17 protein-coding genes are annotated in these 19803 nt (G+C 63.3%); 10 read left to right on the top strand and 7 right to left on the bottom strand.

Features of this window, described 5'->3' with window-relative positions; genetic code table 11:
• Positions 1-22: 22 nt before the first annotated feature.
• On the top strand, positions 23-796 hold the full coding sequence (locus tag AC1DZU_RS13145) for a response regulator (RefSeq protein WP_184875894.1): 774 nt from the start codon (positions 23-25) through the stop codon (positions 794-796).
• A gap of 76 nt (positions 797-872) precedes the next feature.
• Positions 873-2960 carry a PAS domain S-box protein gene (locus AC1DZU_RS13140; protein ID WP_477285162.1) on the top strand — a complete coding sequence of 696 codons (2088 nt, stop codon included), beginning with the start codon at positions 873-875 and terminating at the stop codon, positions 2958-2960.
• Positions 2961-3085: 125 nt separating this feature from the next.
• Here AC1DZU_RS13140 and AC1DZU_RS13135 read toward each other — a convergent pair whose 3' ends face one another.
• Positions 3086-3496 carry a hypothetical protein gene (locus tag AC1DZU_RS13135; RefSeq protein ID WP_477285160.1) on the bottom strand — a complete coding sequence of 137 codons (411 nt, stop codon included), beginning with the start codon at positions 3494-3496 and terminating at the stop codon, positions 3086-3088.
• Positions 3497-3993: 497 nt separating this feature from the next.
• On the opposite strand from AC1DZU_RS13135, the gene AC1DZU_RS13130 reads away from it, so the two are divergent.
• On the top strand, positions 3994-5196 hold the full coding sequence (locus AC1DZU_RS13130) for an aromatic ring-hydroxylating oxygenase subunit alpha (RefSeq protein ID WP_477285158.1): 1203 nt from the start codon (positions 3994-3996) through the stop codon (positions 5194-5196).
• 53 nt (positions 5197-5249) lie between these two features.
• On the opposite strand, the gene AC1DZU_RS13125 is transcribed toward AC1DZU_RS13130, so the two are convergent.
• The gene (locus AC1DZU_RS13125; RefSeq protein ID WP_477285156.1) at positions 5250-6668 is read right to left on the bottom strand and encodes an aminotransferase; all 1419 of its coding nucleotides are present in this window, start codon (positions 6666-6668) and stop codon (positions 5250-5252) included.
• 271 nt (positions 6669-6939) lie between these two features.
• On the opposite strand from AC1DZU_RS13125, the gene AC1DZU_RS13120 reads away from it, so the two are divergent.
• Genes AC1DZU_RS13120 through AC1DZU_RS13110 form a run of 3 tightly spaced genes read left to right on the top strand, consistent with a single transcriptional unit; the run spans position 6940 to position 9789 of the window.
• Positions 6940-7857 (top strand): ABC transporter permease, encoded by a 918-nt coding sequence (locus AC1DZU_RS13120; protein ID WP_095089267.1) that lies wholly within the window; start codon positions 6940-6942, stop codon positions 7855-7857.
• Positions 7854-8678: an ABC transporter permease gene (locus AC1DZU_RS13115; protein ID WP_477285154.1), complete on the top strand. Its 825-nt coding sequence runs from the start codon at positions 7854-7856 to the stop codon at positions 8676-8678. Before AC1DZU_RS13120 ends, AC1DZU_RS13115 begins: the two co-directional genes overlap by 4 nt.
• A 37-nt stretch (positions 8679-8715) precedes the next feature.
• Complete coding sequence (locus AC1DZU_RS13110) at positions 8716-9789, top strand: ABC transporter ATP-binding protein (RefSeq protein WP_477285453.1); 1074 nt, start codon at positions 8716-8718, stop codon at positions 9787-9789.
• Here the strand turns inward: AC1DZU_RS13110 and AC1DZU_RS13105 are convergent.
• The 5 genes from AC1DZU_RS13105 to AC1DZU_RS13085 all read right to left on the bottom strand — a co-directional run bounded on the left by AC1DZU_RS13105 (position 9753) and on the right by AC1DZU_RS13085 (position 14899).
• A complete protein-coding gene (locus tag AC1DZU_RS13105; RefSeq protein ID WP_477285152.1) occupies positions 9753-11063 on the bottom strand; it encodes a flavin monoamine oxidase family protein in 1311 nt (436 codons plus the stop codon). The genes AC1DZU_RS13110 and AC1DZU_RS13105 overlap by 37 nt on opposite strands.
• Positions 11060-12136 (bottom strand): extracellular solute-binding protein, encoded by a 1077-nt coding sequence (locus AC1DZU_RS13100; protein WP_477285150.1) that lies wholly within the window; start codon positions 12134-12136, stop codon positions 11060-11062. The genes AC1DZU_RS13105 and AC1DZU_RS13100 overlap by 4 nt, the downstream gene beginning before the upstream one ends.
• Positions 12137-12251: 115 nt before the next feature.
• A complete protein-coding gene (locus tag AC1DZU_RS13095; protein ID WP_477285148.1) occupies positions 12252-13334 on the bottom strand; it encodes an ABC transporter substrate-binding protein in 1083 nt (360 codons plus the stop codon).
• Between the two features lie 25 nt (positions 13335-13359).
• Positions 13360-14052 (bottom strand): transcriptional regulator BetI, encoded by a 693-nt coding sequence (betI, locus tag AC1DZU_RS13090; RefSeq protein WP_477285146.1) that lies wholly within the window; start codon positions 14050-14052, stop codon positions 13360-13362.
• Positions 14053-14131: 79 nt separating this feature from the next.
• A complete protein-coding gene (locus AC1DZU_RS13085) occupies positions 14132-14899 on the bottom strand; it encodes a class I SAM-dependent methyltransferase (protein WP_477285144.1) in 768 nt (255 codons plus the stop codon).
• Between the two features lie 201 nt (positions 14900-15100).
• On the opposite strand from AC1DZU_RS13085, the gene AC1DZU_RS13080 reads away from it, so the two are divergent.
• Genes AC1DZU_RS13080 through AC1DZU_RS13065 form a run of 4 tightly spaced genes read left to right on the top strand, consistent with a single transcriptional unit; the run spans position 15101 to position 19798 of the window.
• On the top strand, positions 15101-16720 hold the full coding sequence (locus tag AC1DZU_RS13080; RefSeq protein WP_477285142.1) for a phytoene desaturase family protein: 1620 nt from the start codon (positions 15101-15103) through the stop codon (positions 16718-16720).
• Entirely contained in the window at positions 16707-18272 is a 1566-nt protein-coding gene (locus AC1DZU_RS13075) for a phytoene desaturase family protein (protein WP_477285140.1), read from the top strand. The genes AC1DZU_RS13080 and AC1DZU_RS13075 overlap by 14 nt, the downstream gene beginning before the upstream one ends.
• A 3-nt stretch (positions 18273-18275) precedes the next feature.
• A complete protein-coding gene (locus AC1DZU_RS13070) occupies positions 18276-19535 on the top strand; it encodes an aminomethyl transferase family protein (RefSeq protein WP_477285138.1) in 1260 nt (419 codons plus the stop codon).
• Between the two features lie 2 nt (positions 19536-19537).
• A complete protein-coding gene (locus AC1DZU_RS13065; protein ID WP_477285136.1) occupies positions 19538-19798 on the top strand; it encodes a hypothetical protein in 261 nt (86 codons plus the stop codon).
• Positions 19799-19803: the final 5 nt, after the last annotated feature.

The following is a 19803-nucleotide window of genomic DNA, read 5'->3' as shown; positions in this document are numbered from 1 at the left end:
CTAGATATGAGTGCTGGACATCATGTTTATACCCAATCTACTTTCCACTGAAAGTGGGAGCGAGAGCATCGTGCGGGCAAGAATTGTCATCGTCGAGGATGAGCCCGACCTGAGGGACGCGGTCGCCGAATATCTCGGCGCCGCCGGCTATGACGTGGCCACCGCTGAAAGTGCGGCCGCCGCGCGCAGCCTTGTTGAAACGCAGTCGTTCCATCTCGCCATCCTCGACATCGCCATGCCGGGCGAGGATGGCCTCTCGCTCGGTCGCTGGCTGCGTTCGCGGCTGCCGATCGGTATCATCTACGCGACCGCCGCCGGCACCGCGCTCGACCGCATCGTCGGGCTGGAACTCGGCGCCGACGACTACATCGTCAAGCCCTACGAATTGCGCGAAGTGCTGGCAAGGGTCCGTAGCGTGCTGCGCCGGGTTCCTCAGCCGCAGGAGCTTCAGGGCAAGAAGGCCGCGACGGATCGCCGTTCCGTTGCCTTTGGCCCTTTCCAGGCCGATCTCGACGGCAGGCTGGTCACCGGAGCCAATGGCTCGGTGATCGACATGGCCAAGAGCGAGTTCGACGTGCTGGAGGTTTTCCTGACCCGCGCCAACCGGCTGCTGACCCGCGCCGCGATCTCCGAGGCGATCGGCTTCACCGAAGACCCAGACTCGTCGCGCGCGGTCGACATCCGCATCATGCGGCTGCGCAAGAAGATCGAGACGGATCCGGCCAATCCGAAATTTCTGCGCACGGTGCGCGGCGAAGGCTATATCTTCTCGCTGCCGACCGGCGACGGCAACTGAGCACCCGAGCCCAAAGGGGGGTCAGGCTCGCAGCCGTCGCTCGCCGATCGAACTGGCCCTGGAATGACGGCAGAAGATGACCGCTGAAACAGCAAACACGGATATGCAAGGGTTCAGGCAGGGCGCGGCGATGGCGGCCGTGCGCGTCGTTCGCCGGCTGCGCGAGGCCGGCGACTGGCAGCGCGAGATGGAGGGCATCCTGGAAACGCTCTGCCGGGCCATAGAATGCCAGCGCGGCATCCTGTTTCGCTTGCGCGAGCTGCCCGGCCAGGGCTTCGCCCAGTCGGTCGCAGCCTACTGGATCGACCCCGACTTCGGCGGAGAACTGGCATCGCCAACCGTCATAATGCAGTCGGTCGTCAATTCGGATCCGCTGCTGGAGCGGGTGGCCGAGGATGAACGGCAAGGCAAGATCTTCGCCGGTCACACGCGCGATCTCGAAGGCTTCCTGAGAACCGACTTCGAAAAGCAGAATATCAAGTCGTTCCTGTCGGTGTCGGTCTTCGCGCATGGCCATCTGTGGGGCACGCTGGCGGTCAATGACTGCGTCGACGAGCGCGACTGGACCGACGAGGAGGAGGCGACGCTGCACATCATCGCGCTCGCCATTGGCGACGCCATCGAACGATCGCCCTCCGACGCCCATGCCAGCGAGGTCATTCGCCGCACCATGCTGCAGGCCTCGCTCGACGCCATCATCGTCATCGACGAGGCCGGGTCGATCATCGAATTCAACCCTGCCGCCGAAAAGATGTTCGGCTTCCAGCGCAGCGACATCCTCGGCAAGGACCTGCTCGACACCGTCGTGCCCGAATACTACCGCAAGGGCTATTCTTCGGGCGCCGACTATATGTCCGGCCGCGGCGCGCCTATGGTTGGCCAGCGGCTAGAGACCGTGACGCAGAATGCGGCCGGCGAGGTGTTTCCGATCGAGCTGACGGCGACCGAGATGCGGGTCGCCGATCGCCGACTGATCTTCGGCTCGATCCGCGATTTGCGCGACAGGCTACGCGCCGAGGAGGAGATCGGTCGCCAGCGCGAGAAGCTACACCAGAACGAGAAGATGGCGGCGATGGGTTCGTTGCTGGCCGGCGTCTCTCACGAACTCAACAACCCGCTGGCCGTGGTGGTGGCGCAATCGACGCTGCTGCACGAATTCGCCTCCGATCCGCAGACCAAGGTGCGCGCCGAGAAAGTGCGTGCCGCCGCCGAGCGTTGCGGCCGCATCGTCAAGAGCTTCCTGTCGATGGTCCGCCTTCACCCCGCCGCCCAAGCCGAGACCGATCTCAACCAGGTGATCCGCGCGGCCCTCGAGGTGACCGCCTATGGCGCGCGGTCGAGCGGCATCATCATCGACACCGATTTCGCCGCCGGCCCGCTGCTGGCCATGGCCGACGCCGACCACGTGACCCAGGTGGCGGCCAACTTCCTCATCAACAGCCAGCATGCATTGGCCGGCATTGCCGGCGACCGGCTGATCAAGGTGCGGACGTTCCGCGGCGACCGGGGCAACCCCGGCTTCTCGGTCGAGGACAATGGCCCCGGCGTGCCGGAAGCGATCCGCGGCCGCATCTTCGAATCCTATTTCACCACCAAGCCGGTCGGCGTCGGCACCGGCATCGGCCTGTCGATCTCGAAATCGATCATCGAGCGGCACAATGGCAATGTCTGGTTCGAGGAAGTGATACCGAGGGGAGCACGCTTCGTGGTCCAGCTACCGGCCATTGCGGCCGGCGCCGCCAGCGCCGGCGAGAACCAGCCGCGCTCAAGCGGCTTGCGTCATGCCTTGATCATCGACGACGAGCCGGATGTCGCCGGCTCGCTCTCCGACATCCTCGAATTGATGGGCATCAAGTCGCGGATTGCACCTGTCTGGGAATCAGGCACCATCACCTTGGGCGGCCACATGCCGCCCGATATCGTCTTTTCGGACCTGCGAATGCCCGGTATCAGTGGCATATCGATCTATCGCGAGCTGCTTGTCGAAAGGCCCGACCTGGCGCAGCGTTTCGTGCTGGTCACCGGCGACCTGATCGGCGCGAAGGCCGAAATCGAGGCCTTGCCGGCGCAGCAGCGGCCGCAGATCCTGGAAAAGCCGTTCAGCACTTTGGATGTACGCAGCGTGCTGTCCGCCATTGCCGAACAGGCGGCATTGAAAGGATAAAAAGAGGCCCCCAGCCGGGCTCGTGGCAGGGGGCCGAAGAAGAGCGCGCCGGAGGGAGCGCTCGGGGGAGGTCAGAGCATGATCCCAAAGAGGGAACCGGTTTCGGGATCAGGCTTTGACAAAGATCAGAAAACGTTCGGCGTGCTGGTCAGCGGCGCAGCATTGGCGATCATGCGGATCGCGCGGATCTTGTGCGCACCTGACTGCTCGGCGATGGCGCGCAGGCAATCCATGCTTTCGGCGCCCCAGGCCTGCCCCTTGCAGGCGAAGTCGATCGTCGGCATCGGCAGACGCGCGGTCCTAGTCGTCGTCTGCGCGCCGTCGACAAGGTTGGCTGGCGGATTCAACGAAGCGAAGGCCGGCCCGACTGTCGGTGCGAACGCCATGCCGACGAAGGCGCAAGCAGCCAGCAGAATGAACATCGCCATGGGATGGTCGCTGGCCTGCTGGCGCAGCGCCAGTTTCGGACGGCGGTCATCGCGCTCTGGAGCCTGGAGGAGGTGCTCGCCACGGGTCGTGTTGATTTTCGCATACATCGCCGTTCCCTTCGCTGAGTTTCTTTTTGGTGATGAAACGAACTTAGCCGCACTGTGTAACCGGGCTAGGGTGGCGCAAGTCTGACAATGTAACCGCCTGGAAACAGTATTTCGGGCAGAATCGGGCAAAACCGGTCACAGCGTTTCGCTCATCCCTCGAAGAATGAGTCTTCGCCCGATTCCTGCCCCTATTGCACTGGCCAAAGCGCCGCCGCAGCGCGGCCCAAACCGACGACCGGCAACCCCGTTCCGGCCCCTGCAAGGCGCTTTGTCCGCCGCTCCGTCCGCCTCGCAAAGTCGTGCCGGGACACCGTCCCTGAAAACGTAACTAACACCCGGATTCTCCGGGATTTTCCGGGCCGACAGCCGCGCAGATTCTGGCTCCAGACGACATCAAGATTCCGCCCCGGAAACCTTCGGATTTTCACAAACCATTGCATTTCAATGAAAAATATGCTTTTATTGAATGAGTATTCAATAAAAAGAAGAGACGTTTTATGAACCCGCACCTCCGTGACGTGGCGATCCCCAACGATTGGGACCGGCGGGGGCTGCCGGGTTGGAGTTACCATTCCGATGCCCTTCTCGAACTCGAGAAGGAGCACGTCTTCCGCAACCACTGGCAGATCGTCGGTCATGTCTCGGATATTCCGAATGCCGGCGATTACCTGACCATGGACGTGGTCGGCGAACGCGCCTTGATCGTGCGCGGCAAGGATGGCGTCGTGCGGGGCTTCAACAACATGTGCCGCCACCGCGGCAGCCGCGTCGTCGCCGACAGCCAGGGCAATTGCAAGAACGCGCTGGTGTGCCCGTTCCATGGCTGGGTCTACAATCTCGACGGCACGCTGCGCGGCGCCGCGCGCCCGCGCTCCTTCCCCGATCTCGACAAGACCGAATTCGGCTTGATGCCGCTCGATCTGGAAATCTGGATGGGTTTCATCTTCATCCGTTTCCGCAATGGTGGGCCGCAGCCTTCGGTCGCCGAGTTGATGAAGCCGATCGAGCCGGAATTCGCGCATTACAACGCCGCCGACATGGTGCCCTCCTGGGGCATCTGGACCCAGAAGACGCCGGTCAACTGGAAGTCGGTGCGCGATGTCGACAATGAGGGCTATCACGTCGCCATGGCGCATCCAGCGCTTCAGGATCTCTATGGCGCCACCTATTTCGACGAGCCGTTCATCAACGGCGTGTCACGCTCCTTTGCCACCTACAACCCGCATGCCGGCCGCCGCTGGAGCGTCAAGAACTATGTCAAGATCGCGCCCGAGCCGACGCATCTGCCTGACTATCTAAAGAAGGCCTGGGTCTATTACGGCATCTTCCCCAATACGGTCATTTCGGTGATGCCGGAATCGGTGCAGTTCTATCAGGAGTTCCCGCTGTCAACCGGGCAAACCCTGCTGCGCGGCGCCATCTACCGCTACCGCGACGAGAGCCGCGAGCAGGCCGCCGCCCGCTACCTCTCCTTCCGCATCGATCGCGACACCATGTCGGAGGACGTCCAGCTTTCGGTATGGTCGAACGAATCCATGCTGTCCGAGGCCTTCGAGGGCTTTTATCTCTCCGACCTCGAATATGGCGTGCGCACCCATCACGATCACCTGCGCAAGATGCTGCCTGTGCTGGGCCTGGAAACCGCGCCCGAGGAGAAGGACATGTGGAATCTGAACGACGCGCTCAGGTCGCGGTCTTAAGGGCAGACGGCGATCAGAGGCCCTCTCCCCATGCTACGGGGAGAAGGGAGAATTCACCCCCGCCACACGCCTTCTTTCGTCAGATCATCCATCGTGCGCGAAATGCCCTCGCGCAAGATGCCGACCATGTCGTCGATCTGCTCGCGCGTGATGACCAATGGCGGCGACATCACGCACATGTTGATCAGCGGACGGACCAGCAGGCCGAGTTCATGGCAATGGGCATCGATGCGCTTGCCGACATTCTTGTCGAGCTGCAGCGGGTCCTTGCTTTCGCGGTCGGCCACGCATTCGACGCAGCCCATCAGCCCGAGGCCACGCACCTCGCCGACCAGCGGCAGCTCTTCCAGTGTCTTCAGCTGCGCCTGGAAATAGGGCGCGACGTCCTGTGTATGGGCAAGCACGCCCTCCTCCAGCAGATCGAGGTTTTTCAGCGCCACGGCGCAGCCGATGGGATGGCTGGTATAAGTCAAGCCGTGGCCGAAGATCGCGTCGGGATGATTCGACCGGCGCAATTCTTCCAGCAGCCGCTCCGAGATGATGACACCGCCCAGTGGGAAATAGCCCGAGGTGACGCCCTTGGCAAAGGTGATCATGTCGGGATCGATGCCGAACATGTCGCCCGAGGCAAAGACATGGCCAAGCCGGCCGAAGGCCGTCACCACCTCGTCGGAGACATAGAGGATGTCGTTGTCGCGGCAGATCTCGCGGATGCGCTTGAGGTAGCCGTCGGGCGGCACGATGACGCCGCCGGACGCCTGCACCGGCTCGCCGACGAAGGCACCGATCTTCTCAGCGCCGACTCGGGCGACCGTGTCGCGGAACTGATCGACCAGGAAATCGGTGAAAGCGGCAAGGCTCATCCCTTGCGGGCGGCGGAACGGATCGGGCGAAGACAGCTTGATCACCAGCTCGTCGGCGCCGTCCATCCAGTCGTGGTCGCGCGGTCGGCCATTGAGCGAGGCCGACAGATAGGTCGAGCCGTGATAGGCGCCGCCCCGGCTCAGGATCAGCTTCTTTTCCGGCCGGCCGCGCACATTGTTGTAGAACTGCATGAAGCGCAGCGCCGTCTCGACGGCCGAAGAGCCGCCGGTGGTGTAGAAGACATGGCTGAGATCGCCTGGCGCGTGGCCGGCGATGCGCTGGGCAAGTTCCGCCGACGGCGCGTTCATCGTGTACCACGGCGTGTTGTAGGACAGCGCCATCGCCTGGTCGTACATCACCCTGGCGAGTTCCTCGCGGCGGTGGCCGACATTGACGCACCACATGCCCGCAGGCCCGTCGATCAGCCGCTTGCCGGTGCTGTCGGTGATGTAGATGCCGTCGCCTTCGCCGATCAGCGTGCGCGCTTCGGCACCGACCGAACCGGCGTAAGGCCAGGGCTGGATGAGATGGCGCTTGGCCAGTTCGACGGCATCGTCATCGCCGACATCAGCCGTATCGCTCGCCCTCAAATCTCTCACAGCAGCCACAATAGCCTCCACATCATCTCGTCCAATTTTTCTCGGGCATGAAATTCAGCGTCAAATGCCGGAAATGGCGGCTTTCTTCACTTCATTTTGAATGTCCGTTCAATCAATATTACAGAAATAGCGCTTGATTTCAATCCGCCGATGCGCGCATGATCAAAGAAAGCCGGCAAGCCAAAACAAAATTGGGAACAGGCGCCGGCGCCAGCACAATGGGATGCCGTATGGCGGGACAGTCCAGGCCAGCAACCGAGATCACACCCGGAGCCCTGCAATGACGGCGGCGGCGGAAGGGTCGCCCCCGTGGCGCATGACGCGGGCCAGACGAAATGCCCTTCTGCAATCCGAACCCGTACAGGGCCTTGCTCTTATCAGCCCAACCTTTCTCTACGCGCTCATCCTTCTTGTCCTGCCGATCCTGGTGGTCATTGCGCACTCCTTCTGGACGCAGAACTACCTGACCATCGACCGCACTTTCACGCTGGAAAACTACCGCATCGCGCTGACCGAGCCGATCTACCGCGATCTGTTGTGGCGCTCTCTCTACATCTCGCTGACGGTCAGCCTGTTCACCGTCATCCTGGCCTATCCGATCGCCTACTTCATTTCGTTCCACGGCGGTCGCCACAAGAGCCTGTGGCTGTTCCTCATCACCATCCCGTTCTGGACCAGCTATCTCCTGCGCGTCATGTCGTGGAAGGTCATCCTCGGCTACAACGGCGTCCTGAATTCCGGCTTGATGGGTCTCGGCATCATCGACGAACCGTCTACCGCCCTGCTCTACAACTCAAGCGCCGTCATCATCACGCTCACCCATGCCTGGGCGGCCTTCGCAATCCTGCCGATCTTTGTCTCGCTGGAAAAGGTCGACCGAACGCTGGTCGAAGCAGCCACCGATCTTGGTGACGGCCCGCTGCGGTCCTTCCTGCGCGTGACCTTGCCGCTGTCGGCGCCAGGCGTGATTTCTGCGGCCTTGATCGTCATGATCCCGACCGTCGGCGACTATGTCACGCCGAAGCTGGTCGGTGGTAAGGACGGCGTCATGATCGCCAATGCCATCCAGGCGCAGTTCGGCAAGGCCTCAAACTGGCCGCTGGGCGCGGCCCTGTCCGTCACCACCATGCTGATCGTGACGCTGATGGCGGGCGCCACGGTGCTCATCATCCGGGCTCTGCAGAGGCTGGCGCGATGACGGCGGTGCGGCGTTTCTTGTCCGGCGGCTGGCTGCCGGCCTACGCGTTCCTCTACGTCGCGTTTCTCTACCTGCCGGTCATCTTCCTGCCGATCTTCTCGATCAACACGGCGGCGACACCGAAGTTCCCGCTCTCCGGCTTCACCTTGCATTGGTACGAGGACCTCCCCCGCACCCCGGCTTTGCTCGACGCCGCCTGGAACAGCCTGATCGTCGGCGTGTCGGCCGCGATCCTCTCCACGGTGCTTGGCATCCTCGCCGCCCGTTCGATCACCCGCTACCGCTATCCCGGCCGCCGCACCATCAACGGCCTGATCATGGCGCCGCTGGTGCTGCCGGAAGTGATCGTCGCCATCTCGATGCTGCTGGTGATGCTGCAGCTTGGCTTGAGCCTGTCGCTGTTCACCGTCGTGCTTGGCCATGTCCTGGTCTGCATCCCTTATTCGATGACGGTGCTGACCTCCGGCTTCGAGGGCTTCGACCGCAGTCTGGAGGAGGCCTCCGCCGATCTCGGCGAAAGCGCCTTCGGCACGTTCCGGCGGGTGACGCTGCCGATGGTGGCGCCGGCCATCATCTCCAGCCTGCTGGTCTGCTTCACCATCTCGCTGGATGAGTTCATCATCGCCTTCTTCCTCACCGGGACAGAGGCGACACTGCCGATCTACATCTGGGGCCAGTTGCGTTTCGCGGCGAAATTGCCCGGCGTGCTGGCGCTGGGCACGCTGTTGCTGGTTGCCTCCTTCCTGCTGATGACAATTGCCGAAATCCTGCGTCGCCGCGCCGCCAGACGCACCCAGAACGAGGGAGGCCTCTATGCCTGAGCAGCCGCAAGTCGAGCGCTCCCAGTCCGATAGGCCAATGATCGAGATCCGCAACGTCACCCGCAGCTATGGCGCGTTCAAGGCGCTCGACGACGCCTCATTGACCATCAAAGAGGGCGAATTCTTTTCGCTGCTCGGTCCATCCGGCTGCGGCAAGACCACGCTGCTGCGCATGATCGCCGGCTTCGACAATCCGACCAGCGGCTCGATCTCGGTTGGCGGCCAGCCGATGGAAGGCATCCCGGCCAATCGCCGGCCGACCAATATGGTCTTCCAGAGCTATGCGATCTTCCCGCATCTCAATGTCGAACAGAACGTTGCCTATGGGCTGAAGCGGCTCAAGCTGCAGGGCGGCGAGGAGAAACGCCGCGTCGAGGAAGCGCTGGCGCAGGTATCGCTGACCGGCCTCGGCAAGCGCCTGGCCACAGAACTTTCCGGCGGCCAGCGGCAGCGCGTGGCGCTCGCCCGTGCGCTGGTCATGCGACCCAAGGTGCTGCTGCTCGACGAACCGCTGTCGGCGCTCGACAAGAAACTGCGCGAGCAGATGCAGGTCGAGCTGCGCCGCCTGCAGCAGGCTGTCGGCATCACCTTCGTCCTGGTCACGCACGACCAGTATGAGGCGCTCGCCATGTCCGACCGCATCGCCGTGATGTTCGGCGGCAGAATCGCGCAGGTCGCCTCGCCCAAGGAAATCTACCAGCGGCCGGTCAACCGCCAGGTCGCCGACTTCCTCGGCGGCATGAACTTCATCAAGGCTGAAATCGTCGAGGAGAGTAGCGCCTCCTTGGTTGTCGACACGCTGGGCTTCGGCCGCGTCAAGACCGACAAGCCCAAGGCCTTCGTGCGCAATGGTGGCGCAGCCACGCTCGGCATCAGGCCGGAACGCCTGCGCGTGTTGTGGGACAATGCGACGGCGAAGTTCGAGGTCGCCGGCAAGGTGGTCGAGCGCCACTATTTCGGCGAGATCACCCATTTGATCGTCGAGATCCCAGGCTTGGAAAAGCCGCTGTCGGTGACCGAGACCAACGATTTCGGCGCCGACGACATTCCGGTCGGCACCCCGATCCGCCTTGCCTACGATCCTGAGGCTCTGGTGGCGATGGCCGATTGAAGTTCGGTCACGATTTTACGCGCCGCGATGCGCCCGGCAACGATGGCGCCCTCGACATAGCCTGGAAATGACGGCGACAGTTCCGAACTGGCGAAATACACCGGCGCAGCGCCGGTGAGAAGCGTGCGCTCGGCGTCGGTTGCCGTCGCATCGATGATGAGATCGCTGTAGGCGCCGCCGCTCCAGCGGTCATCGGTCCAGTCGCGATAGCTGAGATCGAGGATGTCGCCCGCCTCGGGCCCCAAGGCCTCCACCAGCTTTTTCGCTATTTCGGCGCGCAGTGCCGCATCGCCGAGTTCGCGCCAGCGCAAGGCGAGCGGCCCGCCGACGAAGACGACCAGCGCCGCGTGATCGTCGTCCTTGCTGACATCACAGGCAAAAAGCCCCGGCAGGTCGCGCCACATCACCATGCCGCTCAGGCCGTGGTCGCGCCAGAAGGCGGTGGGAAAGCGCACCAGCACCTTGATCACCGCCCCGCTTTGCCAGACGGCCAGAGCCCTTTGCAGGCCAGCTGGCAACGGCGGCGCAAAATCCAGTTTCGCGGCCATCGTCGGTGGCACGGCGATCAACACCGTCCGTCCCTCGATGATACCCGCCGCCGATGCGAGACGGACCCTTCCCGGCCCATGTTCGACCGCCGTAACCGCTCTGCTCAACCGCAGCCGATCGCCGAGATCGCGGGCCAGGTCGTCGGCCAGCGCATGCATGGTTTCGCGCACGAAATACTGCAGCTCCGTCACCTCATTGGTGATGCGCCGGTCATTGTCGATCAAGTGCCACAACGGCAGCTTTTCCAGAGCCTGACACCACAGGCCTTCGATCATCGAGCGGAACACCGCCTTGGCGTCGTCAGGATCATTCTGGCTATCGAGCCATGTGGCTACGGTCAGGCCGGCAATTGCCGGATCGTCAGGCGAGATCGTATTCATCCGGTCGCGGATCGCCATCGAACCGACATATGTTCGTTCCGCCTCCCGAGTGGACATCGCCGGTTGGGCGACGAAGTCGCCATCGAGATAAGTCTCGACCAGCGTCATGCCGCGCGCCTCGACCAGGGCCATCACCTCCGGCATGTCCTCGCACAGGAACTGGCCGCCGCTGTCGATGCGCTCGCCGAGCCCATTCTGTCTGGCTTCGACGCGTCCGCCGACGCGGTCGCGCGCCTCGAGCAGCAGGAAGTCGATGCCGGCTGCCTTCAGCTCGAGCGCCGCCGACAGGCCGGTGAAGCCGGCACCGACTATGACGACGTCGGTTCTTTCCGGTTCGCTCGTCAATAGCCGGCCTTGATCTTCTCGAACTCGGCAACCATGCGCTGCTTGAGCGCCGGTGGCACCGGCTGCTGGAACAACGTCTTGTCGAGGAATTTGTCGAGATTGTCGAAGCCGCGGTCGACCAGCACCGTGTGGTCGATGGCAGCCATGCCTGCGCCATTGGCATGGCCGTAGCCGAAGGTCTTGACCAAATACTCCGACACGGCGGGTGCATTGACGGAGTTCAAGAAATCATAGGCTTCGTCGAGCTTGCCCGGCGCATCCTTCATCAGCACATAGCCGCACACCCAGGTCGAAATGCCTTCCTTGGTGTCGCGGTTCATGGCGATCGGCATGCCTTGCCCCTTGAGCGTCACGAAGGTCTCGTTCCAGCCCCAGACCAGATCGACTTCATTGCCGATAAAGGCCTGGTTGAGATCGGTGTCATCGGTCCAGTAGAAGCGGATGTTCTTGTGCACATCGCGCAAGAAGGCGGATGCCTCCTGGAACTGTGCGTCGGTCATCTTGGTCCAGTCCTTGAGGCCGATGACGAGGCTCGCCAGCGCATAGGCGTCGTCGACATTGTCACCGATGGTGACGCGGCCTTTGAACTTGGGATCGGCAAAAATCCTGAGCGACTGCGCCTGTTCAGCCGTCACCTTGTCGGTGCGGTAGAGCAGCGAGGTGTTGCCCCAGTCGAACGGCATGAACCAGGCCTTGCCGTCGGCGGTGGTGGCGAGATCCTTCATCGCCATGATGCCGGGATTGAGGTCCTTCCAGCCGGCGATCCTGGAGGTGTCGAGCGGCTGCAGCATGCCGGCCTCGCGCCACTTGACCACACTTTGCGAACAGGGGTGGGCAATATCGGCCTTGAAGCCCGCCCGCATCTTCTCGAACGCTTCGTCCTCGTCGCCAAAGAAAGCGAAGGTCGGCTCGGCGCCGTATTTGGCAGCGTAGGTGGGGTGCAGCATCGGATCTTCATAGCCCGACCAGTCGAACACCACGAGGTCGCCGCCGCCTTGCGCCAAGGCATAGAGGGAGCCCGCACCGATCAAACACGCGGTGGCAAGAGCAAGGCGGCGTAGCACTGATTTCATGGCGCGAAAACTCCCCCGTCGCGAAAAAGCTTGCTGCGAGGTTAGGAGAATTCGGCTTCTTTGGCGAGCCCGTCCGCCCGCCATGTCGACGGGCGGACGGACCGGCGAGACAGGCTCAATAGCCGGCTTTGATCTTCTCGAATTCGGCGATCATCTTGAGCTTGAGTTCGGAAGGAACCGGCGACTGGAACAGCGTCTTGTCGACGAATTTCTGCACGTCGTCATAGCCCTTTTCTTTCAGCACCGCCTGATCGACGCCGGCCATGCCCTTGGCATTGGCCTGGCCATAGCCCCAGTCCTTGACCAGCACCTTGGCGGTCTCCGGATCGTTGACGGCGTTCAGATAGTCATAGGCCTTGTCGATATTGCCGGGCGCGTCCTTGAACAGCACGTAGCCGCAGACCCAGGTCGAAATGCCTTCGTCGGTGTCCTTCTTGGACATGATCGGCACACCGGCCGCCACCGACTGCACCGTCGCGTCATTCCATGCCCAGGCGAGGTCGACCTCGCCACCGCTCAGCAGCTGCACGACGTCGGTGGTGTCGGTCCAGTAGGAGCGCACGTTCTTGTGCACCTCGCGCAGGAAATCCGAAGCCTGCTTGAACTGGTCGTCGGTCATCTTGGTCCAGTCCTTGAGGCCGATGGCGAGGCTCGCAAGCGCATAGGCGTCGTCGACATTGTCGCCGATCGACACCCGTCCCTTGAACTTGGGATCGGCGAAGGCCTTTAGCGATTGCACGTCCTTGGCGTCGATCTTGGAGGTGTTGTAGGTGAGCTGGGTGTTGCCCCAATCCCAAGGCATGAACCACGCCTTGCCGTCCGGCGTGGTGGCAAGATCCTTCATCGCCATGATGCCGGGATTGAGGTCCTTCCAGCCCGTGATCTTCGACGTGTCGAGCGGCTGCAAGAGGCCCGCCTCGCGCCACTTCACCACGCTCTGCGAGCAGGGATGGCCGAGATCGGCCTTGAAGCCGGAACGGACCTTCTCGAACGCCTCGTCCTCGTCGCCGAAGAAGGCGAAGGTTGGCGAGTCGCCGTTCTTCTCGACATATTTCGGGTGGAAGCTGGGGTCTTCGTAGCCGGACCAGTCGAACACGATCAAGTCCTTGTCGGCGGCGACCGCAAGTGCGGCGGCCGACGCCGCCAGCGTTCCGGCCAGCACCAAGGTCAGTGTCAGGCGTCTTGTCAGTGTCTTCATTGCTGTTCCATCCTCTGTGGTTTTCTTATGGTTTCGCCGCGCCGGCCGCCTTCCACGGATAGTGTTTGGGGAATGCCGCCGACAGGAATTCGTTTGCCGCCTGCAAGGCGGTCTCGCGGGTGGTGTCCTCGGTGCCCATCATCAGCCGCAGCCACAACCCTTCGGTCATGGCACTGAGTGCCAGCGCCATGACCTGCGGCTCATAGGCATAGTCGCCGCTCTGCTTCAGCGCCGCGCAAAGGTCGATGAAGATGTTTTGGTAGACGGCATCGCGGGCACTGCTGAGCGCCTGATAGGTCGGCCGCGACTTGGCCTCGCCCCAGAAGGCGCACCAGGCGGCGAGCTTGCGCTTGTTGCAGATCGAGCGATCGAAATCGGCCGCGACCAGCGCCTGGAGTTGCCGAGCGGGATCATCGCCGGCCTTCTGCAGGGCATTGCGCCAATGCGCCGAGTACTCGTCATACATATGCTGCAAGGTCGCAATGAGCAGCTTTTCCTTGCTCTCGAAATGGAAATTGACGATGCCGCGCGACAGGCCCGCGCCATCGGCGACATCGGCCATCGTCGTCTCCGAATAGCCGCGCTTGGCCAGTGAATCGATCGTCGCCTCTATGAGCTGAAGCTGCCTGACCTCCTTCGAGGCCTTGCGTCCGCGCTTCTCGGATTCAGTTTTCCGCATTGGTTCAAGGAGGGCGTCCCTGGCGTCTGCCGTCTTCATGGGTCTGATGGTCTCCAGCATCGCCGGCTATCCAACCGGCTTCCGACCGCGAAGATGAGTGGGACGGTGTTCGCCACTGTCAAGCACCTTCTGCATGGCTTCCCAGGTTCTGATGTTCTTGTCGACATAGGCGGCGCCGACCGCGGCCACGACCATCGGATAGAGCGGTCCTTTCAGCCTCTCCAGTTCGCCGCGCGCGACGTCGCGGTACCAGGGATTGCGGTCCCTGACTGTGACATCGGCAAAGCCGGCCCGGCGCATCGCCTGCGCATAGCGCGCCGGCGACGCCATGGCGAAAGACAGGCCTTCGGCGGCGACATAGGCCTTCATCTCCGGCGGCGACATAGGCCTTCATCTCCGGCGACGGTTCGCCGTCATGCGAGATCATCCAGTTGGAGGCGGCAAAGACACCGCCCGGCTTCACTACGCGGAAGATTTCGGCGAACAGGGCATCCTTGTCGGGCACATGCAGCAACGCATCCTTGGAGAAGACGACATCGAAGGAATGGTCGGCGAAAGGCAGCGAGCCCGGTGGCGCCTGGATGAAGCTGACACGATCCGCGAGCCCACGCGCGGCGGCGCGGCGCCGAGCTGTCTCGATCACCGGCTGTTCGACATCGAAGCCGGTGGCGCGGGCAGCGCCATGGCGCTCGACCAGATGCAGCGTGATGCCGCCCGAGCCGCAGCCGATGTCGAGGATCGTCTTGCCCCGGAGCGAGAGCCCTTCGACCACCCGGTCGACCTCTTCCGGCCCGCCGGGCGACAGGTAGCCATCACCCCACAGCGCCTCGAGGAAGCGGATGGCGGTGTCGTCATACTCCGGCTCGGCTGCTGCCGTTTCGATCATCGCACCTCGGCCCCATCAGCCGATTTGAGCACTTTCGATTGTCGGCAAAGCGTAGCGCATACAGAGCAAAACGCAACACCATTTGTTGAACATTCATTCAATATGACTGGACAAAATGGCGGCTGCCATGCCAAATTCCGCGCATTCGGGAACAGATCACGCAAAAATGAAGAGCGGGTCGCACGGGAAGACTGGGCCAAAATGAAAGCTTGGGATGCGATCATCATCGGCGGCGGACACAACGGCCTGGTCAACGCCTGCTATCTGCAGCGCGCCGGCCTCGACGTGCTGGTGATCGAGAAGAACGACTGGGTCGGCGGTGCCGCCACCAGCCGGGAATTGACGCCGGGCTTCCTCTATTCCAACTGCTCCTATGTCTGCTCGCTCTTTCGCCCCGAGATCATGCGCGACCTCGAATTGCCGCGCTTCGGACTGCAGGTCATCTCCTATGAGGGCGGCGCGGTGTTCACGCGCGACGGTGACTACCTCGCCAACTACCGCGACCACGATGCCCACCGGCGCGAGTTCGCCCGCTTCTCGATACGCGACGCCGAAGCCTATGACCGCTACGCCCGCGACGTGACGCGGCAGTGCCGTTTCATCCAGCCGCTGTTGATGCGCACCGCGCCCGACCCGACCAGCCTGCGGCCGCGTGACCTCGGCGAGCTTCTCTATCTCGGCAAGAAATTCGCTGGCCTGTCGGCGCAGGAAATGGCGCTGACGCTGCGCTTCTGGACCATGTCGATCTCGGAGTTCCTCGACGAATATTTCGAGACCGACGTCATCAAGGCGAACTTCGCATTGTCCGGCATCATCGGCACCGCGCTCGGGCCGATGTCGCCCGGCACCGCCTACGTGCTGCTGCATCACTATATGGGCGAGGTCGATGGCTCGGTCGGCGCCTGGGGTTATGCGCGCGGCGGCATGGGCGCGGTCACCAAGGCGCTGGCCGCGTCGTTCAAGGCGTCGGGCGGCACCATCCGCACCGGTGCCGAGGTCGACCATGTGCTGGTCGGCAGGGGCAAGGCCAAGGGTGTTGTGCTGGCCGGCGGCCAGGAGATTTATGGCAAGCTCGTCGTCTCCAATGCCGACGTGAAGCGTACCTTCCTGAAGCTGGTCGAGGAAAAGGAACTGCCCGACATCTTCCTGCGCCGGGTCAGGAACTTCAAGATCCGCGGCTCGTCCGGTAAGGTCAACATTGCCCTCGACTCGTTGCCGGAATTCTCGGCACTACCAAAGGATTCGCCGGTCTATCGCGGCGACATGCATTTCACCGATTCGGTGGAACGCATGGAGCGCGCCTATGACGACTGGAAGGCCGGGCGCTGGTCCGCCGATCCGTTCCTCGACATGGTCATCCCAACGACGCTCGACCCGACCATGGCGCCGCCCGGCAAGCACTTCATGAGCTGCTTCGTACAATACGCACCACCGAAGATCGGCGGTCGAGAATGGACCGATGCAGACCGCGACGGCTTCGCCGAAAGCGTGATTTCGCAGATCGCCGAGTACTCGCCCGGCTTTCGCGATCGCATCGTTCATATGGAAGTGCGCACGCCGCGCGAGATCGAAGCCGAGGTCGGCCTCACCGAAGGCAACATCTTCCAGGGTGAACTGACCTTCGACCAGCTTTTGTTCAACCGGCCCGTGCCGGGTTACGCGCAGTACCGCTCGCCGGTCGGCGGCCTCTATATGTGCGGCTCCTCGACCCACCCCGGCGGTGGCGTCATGGGAGCGCCCGGCCGCAACGCCGCGGCGGAAATCCTGCGCGACCTCGCCAAATCCACCTCGCATATGAGCGCTGCCCATGACGTCATCTGAGACAATCGTCATTGGCGGCGGCCACAACGGCCTCGTCGCCGCAGCCGCGCTGGCGAAAGCCGGCCGCAAAGTGCTGGTGCTCGAAGCCGGAAGCGAAGTCGGCGGCGCCGCGCGCACCGAGGAATTCGCGCCGGGCTTTCGTGTCTCGTCAGTCGCCCATCTGCTGAACCGGCTGCATCCGGATGTGGTCAAGGCGCTGGACCTGGACAAGCACGGGCTGCAATTCGCGCGCGCCGACTTCATGCCGTCGGTTGCGCTGTCGAGGGACGGCCCGCCACTGGTCCTGCATGGCGCATATGGCGAGGTGCTGACCGGCGCCAGTCCGTTCGAGCAGGCGGCCTGGAAGGAATTGCGCGCGCAGCTGCTGCGCTATGCCAGCCTATTGAAGCCGTTCCTGTCCCGCCGCCCGCCCGATCTCGCCGGCATGTCGCTACTCGAGACCGCCTCGCTCGGCCAGGCCGCGCTGGCGCTGAAGAAACTGGGCAAGGAAGACATGCGCGACTTCCTGCGCGTGCTCTTGATGAACGTTGCCGACCTGCTCGACGAGCAACTGGCCGATATCAGGCTGAAGGGGCTGGTCGCCTTCGACGCGACGCTGGGCAGCCATCTCGGCCCCCGCTCGCCAACCTCATTGCTCGGCCTCTACTACCGGCTGGCCGGCGAGACCGGCGGTGCGGTCGGCGCGCAGATACTTCCGCAAGGCGGCATGGGCGCGGTTGTCGCTGCCATCCGTGCCGCCGCGGAAAAGGCCGGCGTTACCATCCGCACGTCGACGCCGGTGGCGAAGATCATTGTCGAGAAAGGCCACGCAGTCGGTGTTGCGCTCGACACTGGCGAGGTGCTGCGTGCCAGGACGATCGTCTCGGCCATCAATCCCGCGACCACCTTCCTCGACCTTGTCGGGCCGCGCCAGATCGATACCGGCTTTGTGCGCAAGGTGAAGAACATTCGGATGAAAGGCGATGCGGCCAAGCTCAATCTGGCGCTCGACCGGCCACCACAATTCACAGGCGTCGATGCCGCGGGCCACAAGGGCCGCCTGGTGATCGCGCCCTCGCCCGACCATGTCGAGCGCGCCTTCAACCCATCCAAGTATGGCGAGTTCTCGCCCGAGCCGGTGATGGAGATCACGCTGCCCAGCCTTGCCGACCCGTCGCTCGGGCCGAGCGGCGCCTGCGTGCTGTCGGCGGTCGTGCAATACGCGCCCTACGCGCTGAAAGAGGGCTGGGCGGCCGGCAAGCCGAAATTCCTCAAGGCGATCATGGCTCAGCTCGAAGCCTATGCGCCTGGCATCGGCAAAAGCGTGGTGCACGCCGAGCTTTTGACGCCGGCCGATATCGAAACGCGCTACCGCATGCCGGGCGGCCAGTGGCACCACGGCGAGTTGCAGGCCGACCAGATGCTGATCTCGCGACCGGTGTCCGGCTGGTCGGGCTATGACACACCGCTCGCAGGGCTGTTCCTGGCCGGCGCCGGCTCACATCCCGGCGGCGGCGTCTCCGGCGCTCCCGGCCTCAACGCCGCGCGGCGCATCATTGCGATGAAGGGGTAAGCCATGGCCCAGGCAATCAGGAAGAAGCCCGTCTCGAAGACAGTCAACGCGGCTGTTACCGCCCGCATCGCCGCGCAGGACCATTTCCGCACGCTGCGGCTCGGCACTCCGTTCCAGCCGCGGATCGACGCGCTGGCCAAGACCCAGGACTGGTACAATTGGGCCGGCTACCGCGCGCCGCATTCGCTGTGGGACGAGGAACTCGAATATTTCGCCATCCGCAGCCAGGCGGCCCTGTTCGACATTTCGCCGATGACCAAATACCGGATCGAAGGGCCGGACGCCGAAGCCTTCCTCGACCGCATCACCTTGCGCGATGTCACCAAGCTGAAACCCGGCCGTGTCCACTACACGGCGTGGTGCGACGACGAGGGCTTCGTCCTCGATGACGGCACGCTGTTCCGCTTGTCGCCGACACGCTTTCGGCTGTGTTCGCAGGAGCGGCATCTGCCATGGCTGCTCGATAGCGCGATCGGCTTCGATGTGACGGTCGAGGAAGAGACCGAGGCTGTCGCCGGGCTCGCGCTGCAAGGGCCGACCTCCTTCGCGGTGCTTCGTGATGCCGGCTTCGCCGGCGTCGAGAAGCTCAAAATATTCGACCTCGCCGATTTCCAGCATGATGGCGGCACCGTCGGCATTTCTCGCACTGGCTTCACCGGCGATCTCGGCTACGAACTGTTCGTCTCGGCCGACAGGGCGCTCAGCCTGTGGGACCGGTTGATGACATCAGGCCAACTACGCGGCATCCGCGCCATCGGCTACACCGCGCTGAACCGCGCCCGGCTCGAGGCCGGATTGATCGTCGCCAATGCGGATTTCACCACCGCCGAGCACGCCATCCGCGCCGATCGCCTGCGCATGCCGGACGAGATCGGCCTCGGCTTCATGATCGATCTGGAGAAAGGTCATTTCAACGGTCGCCGCGCCATCCTCGAAGCCCGGGCGAAACGCAAGCTGCGCCACGTGCTGGTCGGGCTGGAGATCGAAGGCAACATCCCCGCCGAACACGCCATCGTCTACCACAAGAAAAGCCAGGAAGTCGGCCTGGTCAGCGCCGCCATGTGGTCACCGATGGCCAAGCGCAACGTCGCCATCGCCTCGCTGGCGCGGCCGTACGGTGATACCATGGTCGAGGACCTCTGGGTCGAGATCTATGCCATGCGCGAGCTGCAGTATCAGAAGCTGATGAAGCGGGCCAAGGTGGTGGCGCGCCCCTTCATCAAGCTCGACCGCCGCACTGCCAATCCGCCCGCGGATTTCTGACCATGACCGACGAAGCCGGCAAGCAGGAAGAAGATGGGGAAGCCGCCGAGCAGTGGGAGCTGGTCAACACGCTGCTCGGCGAGAAATGGTCGGGCCGCACGCGCTATGCCGCCGCCATGTTCTTCTACAAGGGCGGCGAGATGAGCGCCGAGACGCTCGAGGTGTACCGCATCTGCGCAAGGCTCGATTCGGAAGATCCGTTGCCGATCATCCGCGATCGCGGTGTCGGCAAGGACTGGCTCAAGCGCATGGGTTTCGAATAGGTCTT

The sequence above is a fragment of the Mesorhizobium sp. P2_A12 genome (assembly GCF_056405075.1).
The sequence above is the reverse complement of the archived record's forward strand: the minus strand, read 5'-3'. Positions and strand labels throughout refer to the sequence as shown.